This window comes from Ruegeria profundi (assembly GCF_049800715.1).
Classification (GTDB): Bacteria; Pseudomonadota; Alphaproteobacteria; order Rhodobacterales; family Rhodobacteraceae; genus Ruegeria; species Ruegeria profundi_A.
Map to the genome: position 1 here is coordinate 38,523 of NZ_JBNAFO010000018.1, position 17,200 is coordinate 55,722.

At 60.4% G+C, this 17,200-nt stretch carries 13 protein-coding genes and 1 tRNA gene; 10 read left to right on the forward strand and 4 right to left on the reverse strand.

What is annotated here, in order from left to right:
- Positions 1-144: 144 nt before the first annotated feature.
- Complete coding sequence (locus tag ACP15L_RS21270) at positions 145-1,041, reverse strand: LysR substrate-binding domain-containing protein (protein WP_425085680.1); 897 nt, start codon at positions 1,039-1,041, stop codon at positions 145-147.
- Between the two features lie 144 nt (positions 1,042-1,185).
- Here ACP15L_RS21270 and ACP15L_RS21275 point away from each other — a divergent pair, with 144 nt between their 5' ends.
- Both ACP15L_RS21275 and ACP15L_RS21280 read left to right on the forward strand, forming a co-directional pair.
- Positions 1,186-3,378 (forward strand): dehydrogenase E1 component subunit alpha/beta, encoded by a 2,193-nt coding sequence (locus tag ACP15L_RS21275; protein ID WP_425085681.1) that lies wholly within the window; start codon positions 1,186-1,188, stop codon positions 3,376-3,378.
- A complete protein-coding gene (locus ACP15L_RS21280; RefSeq protein ID WP_425085682.1) occupies positions 3,375-4,409 on the forward strand; it encodes an ACP S-malonyltransferase in 1,035 nt (344 codons plus the stop codon). The genes ACP15L_RS21275 and ACP15L_RS21280 overlap by 4 nt, the downstream gene beginning before the upstream one ends.
- An 8-nt stretch (positions 4,410-4,417) precedes the next feature.
- Here ACP15L_RS21280 and ACP15L_RS21285 read toward each other — a convergent pair whose 3' ends face one another.
- Entirely contained in the window at positions 4,418-5,326 is a 909-nt protein-coding gene (locus ACP15L_RS21285) for a LysR family transcriptional regulator (protein WP_425085683.1), read from the reverse strand.
- Between the two features lie 74 nt (positions 5,327-5,400).
- On the opposite strand from ACP15L_RS21285, the gene ACP15L_RS21290 reads away from it, so the two are divergent.
- The 5 genes from ACP15L_RS21290 (at position 5,401) to ACP15L_RS21310 (ending at position 12,577) form a co-directional block, all read left to right on the forward strand.
- On the forward strand, positions 5,401-8,613 hold the full coding sequence (locus ACP15L_RS21290) for a reductive dehalogenase (protein WP_425085684.1): 3,213 nt from the start codon (positions 5,401-5,403) through the stop codon (positions 8,611-8,613).
- Between the two features lie 128 nt (positions 8,614-8,741).
- Positions 8,742-9,608, forward strand: coding sequence for an FAD binding domain-containing protein (locus tag ACP15L_RS21295; RefSeq protein ID WP_425085685.1), 867 nt, complete (start codon positions 8,742-8,744; stop codon positions 9,606-9,608).
- Complete coding sequence (locus tag ACP15L_RS21300) at positions 9,605-10,084, forward strand: (2Fe-2S)-binding protein (RefSeq protein WP_425085686.1); 480 nt, start codon at positions 9,605-9,607, stop codon at positions 10,082-10,084. The genes ACP15L_RS21295 and ACP15L_RS21300 overlap by 4 nt, the downstream gene beginning before the upstream one ends.
- Positions 10,084-12,339, forward strand: coding sequence for a xanthine dehydrogenase family protein molybdopterin-binding subunit (locus ACP15L_RS21305; protein ID WP_425085687.1), 2,256 nt, complete (start codon positions 10,084-10,086; stop codon positions 12,337-12,339). Before ACP15L_RS21300 ends, ACP15L_RS21305 begins: the two co-directional genes overlap by 1 nt.
- A complete protein-coding gene (locus ACP15L_RS21310) occupies positions 12,332-12,577 on the forward strand; it encodes a MoaD/ThiS family protein (RefSeq protein ID WP_425085688.1) in 246 nt (81 codons plus the stop codon). Before ACP15L_RS21305 ends, ACP15L_RS21310 begins: the two co-directional genes overlap by 8 nt.
- On the opposite strand, the gene ACP15L_RS21315 is transcribed toward ACP15L_RS21310, so the two are convergent.
- On the reverse strand, positions 12,574-13,281 hold the full coding sequence (locus ACP15L_RS21315; protein WP_425085689.1) for a lysophospholipid acyltransferase family protein: 708 nt from the start codon (positions 13,279-13,281) through the stop codon (positions 12,574-12,576). The two genes, ACP15L_RS21310 and ACP15L_RS21315, sit on opposite strands and share 4 nt — an antisense overlap.
- 142 nt (positions 13,282-13,423) lie before the next feature.
- Between ACP15L_RS21315 and ACP15L_RS21320 the strand changes: the two genes are divergently transcribed.
- The 3 genes from ACP15L_RS21320 (at position 13,424) to lptF (ending at position 16,313) form a co-directional block, all read left to right on the forward strand.
- Positions 13,424-13,499: transfer RNA gene (locus ACP15L_RS21320), tRNA-Trp, on the forward strand.
- 744 nt (positions 13,500-14,243) lie between these two features.
- Positions 14,244-15,089, forward strand: coding sequence for an FkbM family methyltransferase (locus tag ACP15L_RS21325; RefSeq protein ID WP_425085690.1), 846 nt, complete (start codon positions 14,244-14,246; stop codon positions 15,087-15,089).
- 99 nt (positions 15,090-15,188) lie between these two features.
- On the forward strand, positions 15,189-16,313 hold the full coding sequence (lptF, locus tag ACP15L_RS21330) for an LPS export ABC transporter permease LptF (RefSeq protein ID WP_425085691.1): 1,125 nt from the start codon (positions 15,189-15,191) through the stop codon (positions 16,311-16,313).
- Here the strand turns inward: lptF and ACP15L_RS21335 are convergent.
- Positions 16,310-17,143: a LysR family transcriptional regulator gene (locus ACP15L_RS21335; protein ID WP_425085692.1), complete on the reverse strand. Its 834-nt coding sequence runs from the start codon at positions 17,141-17,143 to the stop codon at positions 16,310-16,312. The two genes, lptF and ACP15L_RS21335, sit on opposite strands and share 4 nt — an antisense overlap.
- Between the last annotated feature and the right edge of the window lie 57 nt (positions 17,144-17,200).

Genomic DNA, 17,200 nt, shown 5'->3' on the forward strand with positions numbered 1-17,200 from the left:
GTTGTTTGTTTCCACCCCCACATCCGCCCGCGGGGCGGGGCGGGGGGGGGGGGGCCCCCCCCCCCCCCCCCCCGGCCCCCTGCCGTCCGCAGGACGCAAGGCCATAGGCCGCGCAGTTTTTCGGGTGGCGGCCTGTTCAGAACTCTAGGTGATCTCCGGGTTCAGCTGCCGTTCGAGCCATGCTCGAAATGACTTCAACGGTTCGGACTCAATCCTGTTCTTGGGCCATACCAGATAGTACGCGCCCAAGCTGACCTCTGGCCCGTCCCAAGCCAAGGCAAGACGGCCCGTTTTGAGGTGCTCTTCGACGAGATAGCTTGGGAACAAGCCAACACCTAACCCATGGATCGTGGCCTGTATCATCGTGGAAAACTGATCGAACAGCATCCCGCGCGATCCGCTGACAGGATGGTCCTGAGCGGCAAACCAGCGCTCCCACCCGTCGGGGCGCGTTTCCATGTGCAATAGAGGTGCCTGTTCCAGCCAGTCGATTTGATCGCTCTGGTCGGGCAGAAGGTCAGGGGCGCAGACGGGCACGACATACTCTGTCATGATCTTCAGGTAGTTCACACCGCTCCAATTCTGGCGACCAAAGTGAAAACCTGCGTCGAAGGCCTCGGTCTCGAAATCGAAGGGTCGCAGTCTTGTGTTCAGATTGACTGTAACCTCAGGGTGATTGCGCGCGAAGTCCTGAAGGCGCGGGGCCAACCAATGCATCCCGAATGCCGGCAGGATGGACAGATTGAGGGAACCTCCGGTCGGGTTGGCCTTCAGTTTCAGCGAGGCCTGCGCCAGTTGATGCAGGGCCGTGCGGGCCGTCTGGACATACTCTTGTGCGGCCGGGGTCAGGTGCAGCCGCATTTGGGTGCGTTGGATTAGTTCGATGCCCAGCTGCTCCTCCATCGTTTTCAGCTGGCGGCTGATAGCGCTTTGCGTCAGTGACAGCTCCTCTGCGGCCGCAGACGCGCTGCCAAGCCTGTCCACGGCCTCGAGCGCGAGCAGGGATGAAATCGACGGAAGAAAGCGTCGGGGCGCGATCATATTACATTTCCTCATACCTTTGGGTTTGATTATCACTGGCTTTTTCCCGACACCAGCCGGATATACTGGCCTGTGACGTGCGCGCCCGCGCCGTTCGAAAACAAGACCCGCGGACAGCCCCGCACTATTTGAAAAGGCCGAGATATGGATCGCGCGCAGATCGTCCATGAGAATTTCCTGTCCCGCGTGGCAAACCGGGATTTCCCCGAGGGCGCACCCCCGGTCGGCGGGCTGTGCCACGCAGGTGCGGTGTCGCTCTATCGTTCACAAGTCCTAAGCCGGGCGCTGGATCGCACGAGCCGGGCGATGCAGAAGGCGGGGCAGGGGTTCTATACTATCGGCTCATCTGGTCATGAAGGCATGGCTGCCGTGGCCCACGCTTTGCGCCCGACGGATATCGCCTTTTTGCACTACCGCGATGCGGCGTTCCAGATTGCTCGGGCCGAGCAGGTACCGGGCCAACAGATTGCCTGGGATATGCTGTTGAGCTTTGCGTGCTCGAAAGAGGACCCGACCTCGGGCGGGCGTCATAAGGTTCTTGGCTCGAAGGCGCTGATGATCCCGCCTCAGACCTCGACCATTGCCAGCCATCTTCCCAAGGCGGTTGGTGCGGCCTATGCACTAGGGGCCGCGCGGCGACATGACCCCGAGCATCGGGTGTTGCCCGAGGATGGCATCGCCATGTGTTCCTTCGGGGACGCCTCAGCCAACCATTCGACCGCGCAAGGGGCGATCAACACGGCGGGTTGGACCAGCGTGCAATCCACGCCGCTGCCCTTGCTGTTCGTATGCGAGGACAACGGCATCGGGATCTCGGTGAAAACGCCGAAGGGCTGGATCGAGGCGTCGATGGCGCATCGCCCAGGCATCAAGTATTTTCAGGCCAATGGGCTGGACATCTACGAGACCTACGCCGTAGCTCAGGAAGCCGCGCATTATGTCCGCACGCGCCGCAAGCCCGCCTTCCTGCACCTGCGGACCGTACGCCTCTATGGCCATGCCGGGGCGGATGTGCCGACTACATATCTCAGCAAGGCCGAGGTCGAGGCGGATGAGGCAAATGATCCGCTTCTCCATTCCGTTCGCCTGTTGGATCAGGCGGGGGCGTTGGCTTCGGATGAGGCGCTGAAAATCTACCAGGACAGCTGCGCCCGTACGGATCGTGTGGCCGCCGAGGCTGCTACGCGCCCGCATTTGTCGACCGCGCAGGATGTCATGGCCAGCCTGATCCCGCCCAAACGCACCTGCAAGCCAACGAACGGCCCCAGCGTGGATGCGCGGGCAAAGGCGTTCGGGGGAGACATGCGCGCAATGGCCGACCCGCAGCCCATGAGCCGCCTGATCAACTGGGCGCTGACCGATCTGATGCTGGAACATGGCGAGATCGTCTGTATGGGCGAGGATGTGGGCCGCAAAGGCGGTGTCTACGGCGTGACGCAGAAACTGCAGCAGCGGTTCGGACAGGACCGTGTGATCGACACCCTGCTGGACGAGCAGTCGATCCTCGGCCTTGCCATTGGCATGGGCCACAACGGGTTTGTGCCGATCCCCGAAATCCAATTCCTCGCCTATCTGCACAATGCCGAGGATCAGATCCGCGGCGAGGCTGCCACCTTGCCCTTTTTCTCGAACGGGCAATTCACAAACCCGATGGTGCTGCGTATTGCGGGGCTTGGGTATCAGAAAGGCTTTGGAGGGCATTTCCACAACGACAACTCTCTGGCCGTTTTGCGCGATATTCCGGGTGTGATCATTGCCTGCCCCTCGACCGGGGAGGACGCGGCGCAGATGCTGCGCGAATGCGTGCGGCTGGCACGAGAAGAGCAGCGGGTCGTTGTGTTCCTCGAACCGATTGCGCTCTATCCCATGCGGGATCTGAATGCGGCGCAGGACGGGGGTTGGATGACTACCTACCCCTCGCCCGACCGGCGGATTGCGCTGGGCGAGGTTGGCATCCATGGCGACGGCACCGATCTGGCCATCGTGACCTACGGCAACGGCCACTACCTGTCGCGTCAGGCGCTGCCTGAGCTGCAGGCGGCTGGTGTGAATGCCCGAATCGTCGATTTGCGCTGGTTGGCCCCACTACCGGCCGAGGCGCTGCTGAAGGCGACCAAAGACTGCAAGCACGTTCTGATCGTGGATGAATGCCGCCGCACAGGTAGCCAGTCCGAGGCGCTGATGACCCTCTTCCGCGAAGAAAGCGCCCAGATGCCAATCTCCCGCGTTGTGGCAGAGGATTGTTTTATCGCGACCGGCCCGGCCTATGCCGCGCCTTTGCCATCGAAAGACGGTATCGTCGCTGCCGCCTTGACCGTGACCGGAGCGCAGAAATGACCCGAACAGCTGTCGTGATCTGCCCCGGTCGGGGCACCTATAACAAGCCCGAGCTGGGCTATCTGCACCGTCACCACGCGGACAAGATGCCGATGTTCCAGCGCTTTGACACCCTGCGAGCCGAGGCCGGACAAGAGGGGGTAACCGCTCTGGACGGGGCCGCGCGCTTTGCGGTCAGTACCTATTCGCGCGGCGATGTAGCCTCGCCTCTGATTTATGCGGCCGCGCTGGCGGATGCGCAGTCGCTGGCGGATGATATCGAGGTGGTGGCCGTGACGGGCAACTCGATGGGTTGGTATATCGCGCTGGCCGCCGCTGGCGCACTGAGCGCTGAGAACGGGTTCCGCGTTGTGAACACCATGGGCACTCTGATGCAGGAACATCTGATCGGGGGGCAGTTGGTCTATCCCTTCACCGATGACAGTTGGATCGACAGCGCGAACCAGAAGCAGGCGTTGTTGCAGGACGTCTCTGACATCAACGCGGTCGAGGGGCAGGATCTGGCGCTGTCGATTGATCTGGGCGGTATGCTGGTGCTGGCCGGGAATGAGGCCGGTCTCGCAGCGTTCGAGGCATCTCATCCCACCGTTCAGGACCGCTTTCCCATGCGGCTGCCGAACCATGCGGCGTTCCATACATCTCTGCAGGCTCCGATTGCCGCCGAAGGTCGGGCGCGGCTGAAACCCGATATGTTCGGCCAGCCCCGTCACCCGATGATCGACGGGCGTGGCAAGATCTGGTGGCCGGGCGCCACCGATACCGAGGCGCTGTGGGACTATACGCTGGGCCATCAGGTGACCGAGCCCTACGATTTCACCCACGCCATTCAAACCGCCGCGCGAGAGTTCGCACCCGACCTGTTCATCGTGACGGGGCCGGGGGCGACACTGGGTGGTGCGGTGGCGCAGTCTCTGACCATGGCAGGGTGGAGCGGCATGACCGACAAGACCTCATTCGCGGCGCGGCAAGAGGGCTCGCCCATTCTTGTAGCCATGGGGCGCGAGGATCAAAGGGCTCTGGCGACAGGCTAGGCGCTCCTTCAGGTCTCGGCCTGAATAGTGCTGGCGAGGGTTTCGATCCGGTCGCGCAGCCAGCGATGGGCCGGGTCATTGGCCGAGCGCTGGTGCCAGACCATGTAGATAGAAACCGGCTCGCAGTCGAACGGCAAGGTCGCGCAATCCAGCGCTGCCAGTGGTCCGTTTTTCATCATCGCCGTGTCGGTGGAAATCAGCGGGCTGCCCGCTATGAAAGACGGGATGGCGTTGAAATGCGGCAGCACGACGGTTGGCGGACGGATCTGGCTTTGATCCACGCCGCGCATCACAGCGCGCGCATTCCGGCCGTCAGGAAAGCGAACCTCGACATGTTCGCTTTGGCAGTAGGCCTCCCACGTCTCGGGCGCGGTGCGTTGGCTGCTGTCGTAAAACACCATCAAAGGGCTTGAGATCAGCCGTTTCTGAAAGATGTCTGGCCCGTCCGGCGGCAGCGGCGTCAGCATCAGCTGGCACCGGTCGCTGCGCAGCAGGTCCGGCCCCGGTACGCCGGATGAGATGAATTCCAACTGCAGCTTAATACCCTCGGCACGGGTCGCGCGTAGAAGGTCGGGAAAGAGCAGCTCTCGCGGCATGTCGTTGGTGGCGATGCGGATTTCCATCTGCTCTGACAGGGGATCAAAGGGGCGTTCATCCGTCAGCGCGCGCATACCATCCAGCACGTTGCGGACCGGCTCTTGCAAGGCCAGCGCGCGTTCGGTCGGTGTTAGGCCCTGGCCGGATCGTACGAATAGCGGATCGCCCAGCACCTGCCGTAGCTTGGCCAATGTGTGGCTGATGGCGGATTGTGTGACCCCCAGCCGATCCGCCGCTTTCGAGACCGAGCTTTCCTCGAGTATCGTCAGAAAGATGCGCAGGACCTTGCCGTCCAGATCAGTGAAATCGATTTTGCTCATACAATCTATGATTAAGTATGAATGGTTTTGCTGTCGAGAGGGCGCTAGGTCAGTCGCAAACAAGGGGCACGCATATGGGACTTCGCTTTTTCTCGGACAAGAACCGACCCGTTCACATGGGGTCGTACCCGCTGGAGCGTCTGGCGCGTCAGCAGGCGATGCCCGACCTGTCCCAGCTGGCCCCGATGCCCGAGCTTAGTTTTCACCGGCCTGACTGGCCCGAGAGTATCGTGAACGCAATGGGCGAGTTTCAGGCTATGCTGGACACGATCCGGGATGGGCTGGTGAACCCTGTCGCCTCGGACATCCCGCAGGACCCGCAGGCGCGTGCAGATCACCTCAAGGCGTTTGGGTATTTCAACGATGCCTCGATGATGGGCTGCGGGCCGCTGGCGCCCGAGGCGCTGTTGGATCAGCCGCGCCGCAACCCCGATATCGACCGTCTGGCGCATGCTTTGAAAACCCGCCAGACCAAAACGCTGGCCTCGGGGATCGACGTTATCATGGCCGATCTCAAGGAAAGCATGGAGGCCGCGCCGCGTCCGATGGCCTCGCATCGTCATGTTCTGGTGTTCCTGTATGAACACAACCGCGATCCGAACCCGGACGAGCCGGGGTCTGAGTGGATCATGGATGCGCAGGACCACCGGGCTTGCCTGCTGGCGACTGAGAATGCCGTTGTGATCGCCAATTACATCCGGTTGTTGGGGTTCGATGCGAGGGCACACACGGCGATGTCTACCGAGGTGGATCTGGGCAAGCTGGCGGTCGCGGCCGGTTTGGCCACTGTCGAAGACGGCACGCTTGTTGCCCCATGGCTGGGGCGTCGTTTTGGTCTGGCCGCTGTCACGACCGAGATGGAGATTGCCCACCATCAGCCCCTGCAACCGATGGCGCAACAACCTTGGTTCCGGACCCAAGGCCCTGCGTGGTGGCTGGGCACCGGGTTCGCCAAGAACGCTCTGAACCGCGACGCCTATGCCAAACGCCGCTATGTGGACGGGGCGCACCCGTTTGAGCGGCTCAAGCGGGTCGAGACGCCCACCACCTATATTGATGAGGCGAACGTCGCGCGCGTTCCCAAGCGCGCTGACATGTTCGCGCGGGCGCAGTTCGGCGATATGGGCAAACACCTGCAGGACGCCGCCAAGGGCGGATATTACGTGCGCAAATCAGCCCCCAGTTTCGCGCAACGTCGGGCGCTGGGCGCGTTTGTTCTGTTGCAGGATGGCGAAAGCACAAGGGTCTCACCCCCGACCGAGGCCGAGCGCAATGCCGCCAATATTAAGGCCGCCAGTTACTTCCTTGGGGTCGATGCCGTTGGCCTCAGCCGTTGCCCGGACTGGGCGTGGTATTCCCATGATGCGACGGGGGAAGAGATCACTCCGCCCCATGATCAGGCTATCAGCATGATCATCGACCAGGGCTATGAGACGATGGAGGGCGCAAGCGGTGACGATTGGATCAGCGTTGCGCAATCCATGCGCGCCTATCTGCGGTTTTCACTGCTGGGTGGCGTGATCGCGCAGCAGATCCGCAACCTCGGCTACAAGGCCAAGGCCCACACGGTTATGGATGGCGAGGTGCTGCAACCTCCGCTATTGCTGTTGTCGGGATTGGGCGAGGTCAGCCGGATTGGCGAGGTTATCCTGAACCCCTATCTCGGCCCGCGTCTGAAGTCCGGCGCGGTGACGACAGATATGCCCATGATCCATGACAAGCCGATTGATTTCGGCCTGCAGAGTTTCTGCGAAAGCTGTAACAAATGTGCCCGCGAATGCCCTTCGGGCGCGATCACCGCCGGACCGAAGTTGATGTTCAACGGCTATGAAATCTGGAAGTCTGACAGCCAGAAATGCGCGACCTATCGCGTGACAACGCCCGGAGGGTCGATGTGCGGGCGCTGCATGAAGACCTGCCCGTGGAACCTTGAGGGGATTTTCAAAGAACGCCCTTTCCGATGGGCGGCGATGAATATCCCTCAGGCCGCCCCGGCACTGGCAAGACTGGATGATGCGGTGGGCAATGGTGGCCTGAATGACGTCAAAAAATGGTGGTGGGATATCGAGCTGCAGTCGGATGGCGCCTATCGCCCTTCGGTGCATCCGCTGAACAGGCGCGACCTGCAGCCTGATCTGGATCTGAAATACGAAGATCAGACACTGGCCGTCTACCCCGCCTATCTGGCTCCGCATCCGTGGCCCTATCCCTTTGCCATGGACCGCGAAGCGGGGATTGCCGCCTATGAGGCGATGGTCAGCGCCGAGGAATACAAGGCGCGCAAAGCGGCGGGCGACATGTCGGTTGTCCATCGCTACGAGATCGCCGGCGATGCGCCGGTCATGCGGGTCGAATTGACCAAAGTCGACAAGATGACGGCTGATGTGACCAAGTATGAGTTCTCGACGCTGGACGGCTCTCCTTTACCCGAATGGACCGCGGGCGCGCATCTGGACGTTTTGGTCGCGCCCGAGTTTCTGCGTCAGTATTCGATGTCCGGTGACCCCTCGGATCGGGCAACCTATCAGATCGGTGTCTTGCGTGAGGATGAGGGACGCGGTGGTTCGGCTCTGCTGCATCGCATCTTCAACAAAGGCCGCAAGGTTTTCATCTCGAAACCGATCAACCATTTCGAGCTGGATGAGACCGCGACCAAAACCTTCCTGATGGGTGGCGGGATCGGCATCACTCCGATGATCGCCTTCGCCCATCGACTGCACGCGCTGGGCAAACCGTTCGAGCTGCACTACTCGGCCAGTACCCGTGCCAGCGCCGGGTATCTGCATGACCTGGCCGCGATGCCCTGGGCAGATCACGTTCATTACCATTTCTCGGATGAAGGCACGCGGGCCGATCTGGATGCAGTTCTCTCAGGCTATCAGGACGGCTGGCACGTCTATACCTGCGGGCCCGATCGTTTTATGGATGGCGTCATGCAAGCGGCCGAGCGGCAAGGTTTCCCGGATAAAGCGCGGCATCTGGAGTATTTCTCGGTCCCCGAGCAACCGGAGTATGAAAACTTCCCATTCACCTTGAAGCTGGCGAAATCTGGCCAAGAACTGACCGTGCCGGAAGACAAGGACGCCGCGCAGGTGCTGAACGAGGCAGGTATTCACGTGGATGTGAAATGCGCCGATGGCATCTGTGGCGTCTGCAAATGCGGTGTTGTTTCGGGCGAAATCGAACATCGCGATTTCGTCCTGTCCAACAAACAACGAGAGAGCGCTATCATTTTGTGCCAAAGCCGCGCCGCGCAACCGGATGGCGTGATCGAGATCGACCTCTGACCCGAGGTCGAAAAACGACATGAAGTTGTGGAAAAATTGGTCGCTCCGGCCATGGACGCCGGGGGGCTGCTGCACTAACGTCCCCCCTGAACCCAGTGAATCCTGATTGACAGGTACGAGGTATTTTCATGGATTATCACAGCCCCGCCAGCTTTGCCGAGGCGTCGGCTCTGGCTGCAAACGCGACGGGCATTACACGGTTTCTGGCAGGCGGCACCGATGTGTTGGTGCAGCTGCGCTCGGAATTGGTGACGCCCGATACGCTGATCGACATCAAGAAAATCAACGGTGTGCGTCAGATTGCTCAGAACGACGATGGCAGCTGGACGCTTGGCGTCGCTGTCACCGGCGCAGAAATGAGCGAGCATTCTGAGCTGGGCCGCGACTGGCCCGGTGTGGTCGAGGCGATGGACCTGATCGGATCGACTCAGGTGCAGGGCCGCGCGACACTGACGGGCAACCTGTGCAACGGCTCGCCGGCGGCGGATTCGGTGCCCGCGATGGTTGCGGCGGGTGTGACGGTTACTGTGACCGGCCCGGATGGCGCGCGCGAGGTGGCGGTCGAAGACATCCCCACCGGACCCGGCAAGACCTCGCTGGCGAAGGGTGAAGTGGTTTCAGCCGTCAAAATCCCCGCGCGGGGCGAAAATGCGGGCGACGCTTATCTGCGCTTCATTCCGCGCACCGAAATGGACATCGCTGTGGTCGGCGTGGGTGTCAGCCTGCGTCTGGACGGCGACGTGATCACCGAGGCACGCGTGTCTCTGGGCGCTGTCGCTCCGACCGTTTTGCTGGTTGAAGACTGCGCCAAGGCCATCGTCGGTAGCGCGCTGGACGACGCCGCGCTGGATGCGTTGGCCGCGGCCGCTTCGGCGGCCTGCAACCCGATTGACGACAAACGCGGCACAATCGAATTCCGCACCGAGGTCGCTGGCGTGCTCGCCAAGCGCGCCGCGAAAATCGCCTATGCCCGCGCGAAGGGAGAAGACTCATGAGCAAGCTCCACGTATCCACCACCGTGAACGGGGACGCGGTGGAATATCTCTGCGACCCGCGCGAAACCCTGCTGGACTGTCTGCGCGACAAGCTGAACCTGACCGGCGCAAAAGAGGGCTGCGGCACCGGCGATTGCGGCGCATGTTCCGTCACTGTCGATGGCCGTCTGGTCTGTTCCTGCCTGATGCTGGGTGTTGAGGCCGAGGGCAAGACCATCGAAACCGTCGAAGGCATCGCGGATGGCGACGTTCTGCACCCGCTGCAGAAGAAGTTCATCGAACACGCGGCGCTTCAGTGCGGCATCTGCACCCCGGGCATTCTGGTGGCGGCCAAGTCGCTGCTGGAAAAGAACCCCAACCCGACCGAAGAGGAAACCCGGTACTGGCTGGCAGGCAATCTCTGCCGCTGCACCGGCTATGACAAGATCATTCGCGCCGTGATGGAAACGGCGGAAGAGCTGCGGGAGGCTTCGTAATGGCACTCGACGATCGTAAATCTGTATTCACTTTCGTTGGCACGCGTCCGGATCGCCCGGATGGCTTGGACAAGGTCACTGGCCGCGCCAAATTCGGGGCTGATGCCTATGCGCCCGGCATGTTGCACGGTGCGGTTCTGCGCTCGCCCCATGCCCACGCACGGATCGTGAAGATCGACACCTCAAAGGCCGAGGCGCATAAGGACGTCAAAGCCGTCGTCACCCGCGCGGACTTTGCCGATGTCCCGTTCAAACCGGGTCTCGAGGGCGAGTTCTGGAACGTGCTGGAAAACGTCATGGCGGGCGAAAAGGCACTCTATGATGGTCACGCTGTCGCTGCGGTTGCAGCCACGTCGGCCCTAGCAGCGCGGGATGCGCTCAAACTGATCGAGGTCGAATACGAAGTTCTGCCCCACGTGACCGACGTGGACAAAGCGATGGCTTCGGATGCGCCGGTCATTCGGGAAGGCGCAGCGGACTATTCGGTGCCCGAAGGGCTGCACCCGAACGTCGTACGTTACCACGAAAGCGGCCACGGAGATGTCGAGGCCGGGTTTGCCGAAGCGGATCTGGTGATCGAAGACAGCTTTGTTACTGAGGCGACCCATCAGGGCTATATCGAACCGCACGCCTGTCTTGGCATGCTGGGCAATGACGGCAAGGGTGAGCTGTGGTGCACCACGCAAGGCCACTGGATCGCGCAAAAGACCTGCGCCGCGCTGCTAGGGATCGAGACCTCGCAACTGCGCGTCACCGCGTCCGAGATTGGTGGCGGTTTCGGAGGCAAGACCACTGTCTTCATCGAACCCGTTGCACTGGCGCTGAGCCGCAAAGCCAACCGTCCGGTCAAGATCGTTATGACCCGGTCCGAGGTGTTCCGGGCAACAGGCCCGACCGCCTCGGCGTCGATGGACGTCAAGATCGGTATGAAGAAGGACGGGACCATCTCGGCCGCACAAGGTGTGTTCCGCCTGCAGGGTGGGGCCTTCCCCGGTGCGCCGGGCGATATGACTGCCATGTGCGCCTTCGCGCCGTACAACCTGACCAACGTCAAGCAGATCGGCTATGACGTGATGTCGAACCGTCCGAAACAGGCCGCTTACCGCGCGCCAGGCGCCCCCATGGGTGCCTTTGCGGTTGAGTCGGTGATTAATGAGCTGTGCAACAAGTTGGGTCTCGACCCCGTTGATGTCCGCCTGAAAAACGCCGCTCATGAAGGGACCAAGGCCAGCTATGGCCCGACCTACGAACGTATTGGTCTGGTCGAAACGCTGGAGGCCGCCAAGGCCCATCCGCACTATTCGGCACCGCTGAAGCCGGGACAGGGGCGCGGGATTTCCTGTGGCTTCTGGTTCAACCACGGCGGTGAGACCTCAGTATCCCTGGCCCTGTCCGAAGATGGATCGGCCCAGCTGATGGTGGGAACGCCGGATATCGGCGGCTCTCGCGCGTCGATGGCGCTGATGGCGGCCGAGGTTCTGGGCATTCCTTACGAGAACATCCGCGTCACCATCGCCGACACCGCAACGCTGGGCTATAACGACGTCTCACATGGCTCGCGCGTAACCTACGCGTCAGGTCTGGCGACCATCAAAGCGGCCAAACACGCGGTTGAGAAACTATGTGAACGCGCAGCAGCCAAGTGGGGTATCCCGGTTGAGGCGGTGAAGTGGGAGGACGGCTGCGCCGTGCCCTCAGGCCCCAATGCAGGCGATTTCGACCCGCTGGCCCTGTCCGACATCACGGCAGATATGGGGCGCACTGGCGGTCCGATCTCGGGCCATTTCGAGGCAACTCCGGAAGGCGCAGGCGTGTCCTTTGGCACCCACATCGTCGATGCCGAGGTCGACCCGGAAACCGGCAAAACCAGCGTGACACGCTACACGGTCATTCAGGACGCTGGCAAGGCGATCCACCCGACCTATGTCGAGGGCCAATTCCAGGGCGGCGCAGCACAAGGCATCGGCTGGGCGCTGAACGAGGAATATATCTACGGCGAGGACGGGCGGTTGCAGAACTCGATCTTCCTCGACTACCGGATCCCCGTTGCCAGCGACCTGCCGATGATCGACACGGTGATTGTCGAAGTGCCCAATCCCGGTCACCCGTTTGGGGTGCGCGGTGTGGGGGAAACCGGCATCGTGCCGCCTCTTGCCGCCATCGCCAACGCGGTTTCCAACGCGGCGGGTGTGCGGATGAAGCAACTGCCGATGTCGCCTCCGCGCATTCTGGCCGCGCTCAAAGGCAATGGTTGAGGTTCACCTCTGGTCCGGCCTCCGGTCTTTGACCGGGGGCTTGGCCGTCGTCGAGGTCGAGGCCAAAACAACCGGAGAGTTGCTGCGCGCCCTTGTGCGCGCGCATCCACAATTGCAGGCCCCTATTGATGCGGGCGTCTCAATCGCGATTAACGGGCGCGTGATTGCAACGGGCCTGACGGAACCAATCCCGGAAGGCAGCGAAGTCTATCTGATGCAGAGGCTGCGCGGTGGCTAGGGCTTAGGTGACCACGGTTCGCGCCCGACCATCCGGTCGGCCTCGGCCGTGATGTCGTTCATGTGCTGCTCAAGGCTTTGGCGCAGGGTTTCGATCTGCTCTTCACTGGCTTTGCGAGGCACGGTCTCGGTCCATTCGCGGCACAGAAACACGCCTTCATTGCGCCAGGGGCGGGGCATAAACAAGCGGTCCCATGTACCGGCCTCGCTGCCGTGACGGGCCGAGAAGGTGATTCCGAACACCCGTTTGCTGGATGTGCGCGCCCAGACCAAAGGCACGGTCGACAGAACCCGCTCCGGCCCGCGGGGTCCGTCGGCGGCAATACCAATGGATATCCCCTGCTTCATTTTGCCCAGAACTTCACGCGACACGGCGACGTTGCTTTTGTGTTTGCTGGCCATAGCGATCGTGTCCATGCCGAACAGCTTTTGCACGCGACCCACCATGCTGCCCGCCCGCGCCGAGGACGTGATCGAGCAGATTTGCGCCTTATCCAGCGGGAAGAAATAAGGGGATTGCGCCAGCCGCTGATGCCACAGAACAACGATGACCGGTTCGCCCTGTTCGGCCAGCTGGTCTAGTTCCTCATAGCCGATGCGCTGCCATTTGGTGTTACGGTTGACCATCCGAATATAGCTCGCAATACGACGCGCCGCCCAGTTTAACACGGCTTCGCTGTCGGCGATCTTTTTGCGGATACTCACGGATGGGTCCCTCATATTGGCCAAAATGTGTCTTATAGAACTCAACGCCGCGTGCAACTTGTTTGTCTTGTCGAGAAGTGGTCGAGAAACTGAAAAAGCCTCTTGAGTCCGCCGCGCGGCTGGCATATCTGAGGCTCAGCCTAGGGGTATAGCTCAGTTGGTAGAGCGACGGTCTCCAAAACCGTAGGTCGCGGGTTCGAACCCTGCTGCCCCTGCCATTCAAAACTTCCCAAAACTTGAATATTCGCTTTTGCGGCTGCGTCGAATCCTATTTTCGCCGTGCGAATTTCCCTTCGAGGTTCCTCAGGGGCAGTTTGAGCGGCGGCCATATTGCGCAGTGGGTAGAGATTTGACGTAGCGTCCCGAAATTTCTTCCGCTTCGGCGTAGTTGACGTAAACGTAAGATGCGGCTCAATTTTTTACTTTGCATGCACAAAAGTGACGAAAACAGGGGTTTTCTTCCCCCTTACGTCTCAAAATGAAATCCCTAAATGCACCTCGTCGCTGCGGGGTGCCACTCACGGACTGTGATCCTTGAGCTTTGGCCAACCACTGAGGTTCGGATCGGCCCCGCAGTGACAAGGTTTGCGCAGTTCATTGGGAGGAAAGGAATTTGATACAGAGTTTTTGGTCGATCTTTAGTGACTCCCGCTGGCCAGCGGCACAACTGACGCAGCCTCGGTCCGAAGAGACCTGTGCTGCAGATGAAGAAACAAGCGAATCCACGGTGAAAGAGGCCGAGTTCCGGAGCCTGTTTCAAACGACATTGCTGGAAATGGAACAGCCGCAAGCAGGCGATGAGGGCTCTGACACTTGGCGAATTTAAGCCTGCCGAAAACCTGTCTAGCCCGATAGGGCGCAAATGCACCATGTTTCGCATAAAATCGATGCCTGTGTTGCTGAACGGCGAATTCGAGGAGATGCGCCAAAAGCGACATTTGATTTGTGTTCAAAGGCGTCGAATGGGATTGCGAAGCCTGATTGCCGAAAAGATTGCCTCATGCGTTCTGGGCAACGGTAAAACCCGGCGCGCCGTCATGAATGAGTTGCTTGATCAGGGTACTCTGTTGTTTCGAGACTTGGGCGATCATGCCTTTACTTTCTTTCCAACGGATGCCATCGGACGTTCGCTTTGCGAAACTGGTGAGTTCGCCCGCGGCTCGGTCAGGGATCTGCGGGTGTTTCTTAAACAGAACAATGCCTATAAGCCCGGCATGTCCGTTCTGGAGGTTGGGGCCAATATTGGCACCCAAACCGTCTATTTCTTCCTCGATCTCCAGTGTGACACCGTCGTGGCGATCGAGCCGGACCCGGACAATATGAACCTGCTGCGTCACAATCTTGCGTTGAATGGGCTGACAGACAAAGTGGAGATTTTGGGCGTCGCGGCCTCGGACACGAATGGAACGGCGGAATTTGCGCGAGATCTGTTCAACCGAGGTGGCTCACGTCTGGGGGCCAAACGCACAAGCGGCAAAACCCGAGAGAGTTTGTCAGTCGAGATCGTTCGGATTGACGATCTGGTGCAGTCGGACACCCTCAAGGCTGATCAAATTGGGCTGGTCTGGATGGATGTTGAGGGCCATGAGTTATCTGCTCTGAAGGGGATGATGCAACTCATCGCAGATTTCAGGCCACCCATATTTCTGGAGTACACCCTGGACGGACAGCACAGCACCCAGCAAGAGCTTTGTGACCTGCTATTTGACAACTATCGGGGCGTTTATCGTCATGCTGGGGGCTTTCACTCTGTATCGCGGGACGAGTTTGCGGAGATCGAACATCAGGTCGATCTGTTGGTTATCTGAAACGCCAACCGATCTCAAAGCCGGGCGGCGACCGTCTTTCCTCTGCCTGCGGGATAGCCTAAAGTCCCCGCAAATCGCAGACACCGGGAATGAGGGTACATGTCGCGTTTCGATGGTTACTTCCTGCGGCAGTTGCTGGTGCTGTTCGGCTTTTTCACTCTGGTTCTGGTCGGCGTTTTCTGGATCACGCGCTCTGTCAGCCTGTTTGACCGGGTGATCAGCGGCGGCCAGTCGGCGGTTGTTTTCCTCGAATTCACCGCTCTGACGCTTCCGACCCTGATCCGGACAGTGATGCCGATGGCTGTATTCGCTGCGGCCGTTTACGCCACGAACCGCCTCAGCCGGGAAAGTGAGATGACGGTTATGCTGGCGACTGGCTCCAGCCCATGGCGTCTGGCCCGGGCTGTGGTGCTGTTCGGTCTTGTCACAGGGATGATGATGGCGGCGATCAGCGTTTTCCTGCGTCCTGCCTCGGTCGAGCAGCTCGAAATCCGACAGGCCGAAGTTGCAGGTGACGTGACCGCCCAATTGCTGAACGAAGGTGAGTTTCTGCACCCCGCCGACGGTGTCACGGTCTATATCGGTCGGATTGATTTGGACGGAACCCTGCATGAGGTCTTTGTCTCAGACCGGCGGGACCCGGCGAATTCTGTCAGCTATTCAAGTTCAACAGCGTATCTGGTGAACAATGCGGCGGGCATCAACCTTGTCATGCTGGATGGGGTGGCGCTGCGTCTGGACAAGGACGGGCGCACCCTGTCATCGACCCTGTTTCAGGACGCCTCTTACGATATCTCGGCGCTGACCAGTACCGGCGGTATGAATACCCGCAGCCTTGAAGCGATCCCCACAATGGAATTGATCCGGGACCGCGAGGCGATCGCCAGCGCCGAAGGGTTCAGCCCGGGTGAACTGACTGATGAGTTGCACCAGCGATTCTCGTGGATCGCGATTTGCGTGGCAGTTGGGTTGGTCGGATATGCCACCCTGATGCTGGGCAGTTTCTCGCGGTTCGGGTTGTGGCCGCAGATTCTGGGGGCGTTTACCATTCTGGTTCTGCTGGAAGGCGTTCGGGGATTTGTCTCTCCGTTCGTGATAGATGAGCCGGGTCTTTGGATTTTTCTCTATGCACCGGCGGTCATTGGTATCCTGATCTCGTGCCTGTTCTTGGCGGTTGCAGGGCGCCCAATCTGGCGCCGTTCCAGGGCCGAGGTCGCTGTCTAGGCAGGGTCTCGCAGACCATGCAGGCAGTCTAGAATATCCTCGAACGCAGCGCTGTCCGGGCGGGTTACGAGATAGAGCGGCAACATCAGGTCCGGGCTCTGAGCAACTCGCACCAGCGCGCCAGAGCGAATATGCTCTGCGGCCAAATAGGCGGGAAAAAACCCACGTCCCCCTCGTTTGAGGACATAGCGCAGGGCCATCATACAATTCCCCAGAAAGACCGTCTGCCCCTCTGCCTTGCGGGCCGTAGTCCGCACATGGTCCTGATAAGCGGCGCCAAGTTCGAGATTGACGAAGACCGAGTTGTCGACCAAAGCCTCTGCGGTTTCGACCAGAACCAATCGCTCTGGTGGAAGGGTTTCAAACATGACCCGACGGTCTGAGGGCTTTTCGTGGGTCAGCGCGGCGTCCAGCACATGTGTTGCGACCGCGTCCATCATATCCAGATCATGATCATAGTTCAGCGTCAGCAGCAATTGGCCAAGATGCTGTTCGAAACGTATGGCGAGATCGACCAGCAAGGGGTCCCAAACGCTGAGCTGCGCCCCCAGCCTCAGTGCCGGACGATTCTGGTTTTGTGTGGGCAAATCAGTCGACGCATAGGACCAAAGTGAGAGCATCTGCTCGGCGTAAGGGCGAAATTGGCGGCCGAAGTCTGTGAGTGCCGTGCCTCCGGCACCGCGAGTGAAAAGGGGCTTTCCGGTGGCGTCCTCGATCTGCCGTATGCGCGCGCTGACAGCCGTTTGGGTCACATTCAGCTTGCGCGCTGCTGCGTGAAACCCTCCCGTCTCTGCAACGCATAGAAAAGTTTCAAAAGCTTTGATCTGCATGGTGGCAGTATTTTTTGATCGTTATGATAAAATCAATTCATTTTTTTCAGCACGCAA

Coding starts and splice junctions, on each gene's coding strand:
- lptF (WP_425085691.1), top strand. CDS start 15,189: ATGTCGCGTTTCGATGGTTACTTCCTGCGGCAGTTGCTGGTGCTGTTC.
- ACP15L_RS21270 (WP_425085680.1), bottom strand. CDS start 1,041: ATGATCGCGCCCCGACGCTTTCTTCCGTCGATTTCATCCCTGCTCGCG.
- ACP15L_RS21275 (WP_425085681.1), top strand. CDS start 1,186: ATGGATCGCGCGCAGATCGTCCATGAGAATTTCCTGTCCCGCGTGGCA.
- ACP15L_RS21300 (WP_425085686.1), top strand. CDS start 9,605: ATGAGCAAGCTCCACGTATCCACCACCGTGAACGGGGACGCGGTGGAA.
- ACP15L_RS21285 (WP_425085683.1), bottom strand. CDS start 5,326: ATGAGCAAAATCGATTTCACTGATCTGGACGGCAAGGTCCTGCGCATC.
- ACP15L_RS21295 (WP_425085685.1), top strand. CDS start 8,742: ATGGATTATCACAGCCCCGCCAGCTTTGCCGAGGCGTCGGCTCTGGCT.
- ACP15L_RS21310 (WP_425085688.1), top strand. CDS start 12,332: ATGGTTGAGGTTCACCTCTGGTCCGGCCTCCGGTCTTTGACCGGGGGC.
- ACP15L_RS21335 (WP_425085692.1), bottom strand. CDS start 17,143: ATGCAGATCAAAGCTTTTGAAACTTTTCTATGCGTTGCAGAGACGGGA.
- ACP15L_RS21305 (WP_425085687.1), top strand. CDS start 10,084: ATGGCACTCGACGATCGTAAATCTGTATTCACTTTCGTTGGCACGCGT.
- ACP15L_RS21290 (WP_425085684.1), top strand. CDS start 5,401: ATGGGACTTCGCTTTTTCTCGGACAAGAACCGACCCGTTCACATGGGG.
- ACP15L_RS21280 (WP_425085682.1), top strand. CDS start 3,375: ATGACCCGAACAGCTGTCGTGATCTGCCCCGGTCGGGGCACCTATAAC.
- ACP15L_RS21325 (WP_425085690.1), top strand. CDS start 14,244: ATGGGATTGCGAAGCCTGATTGCCGAAAAGATTGCCTCATGCGTTCTG.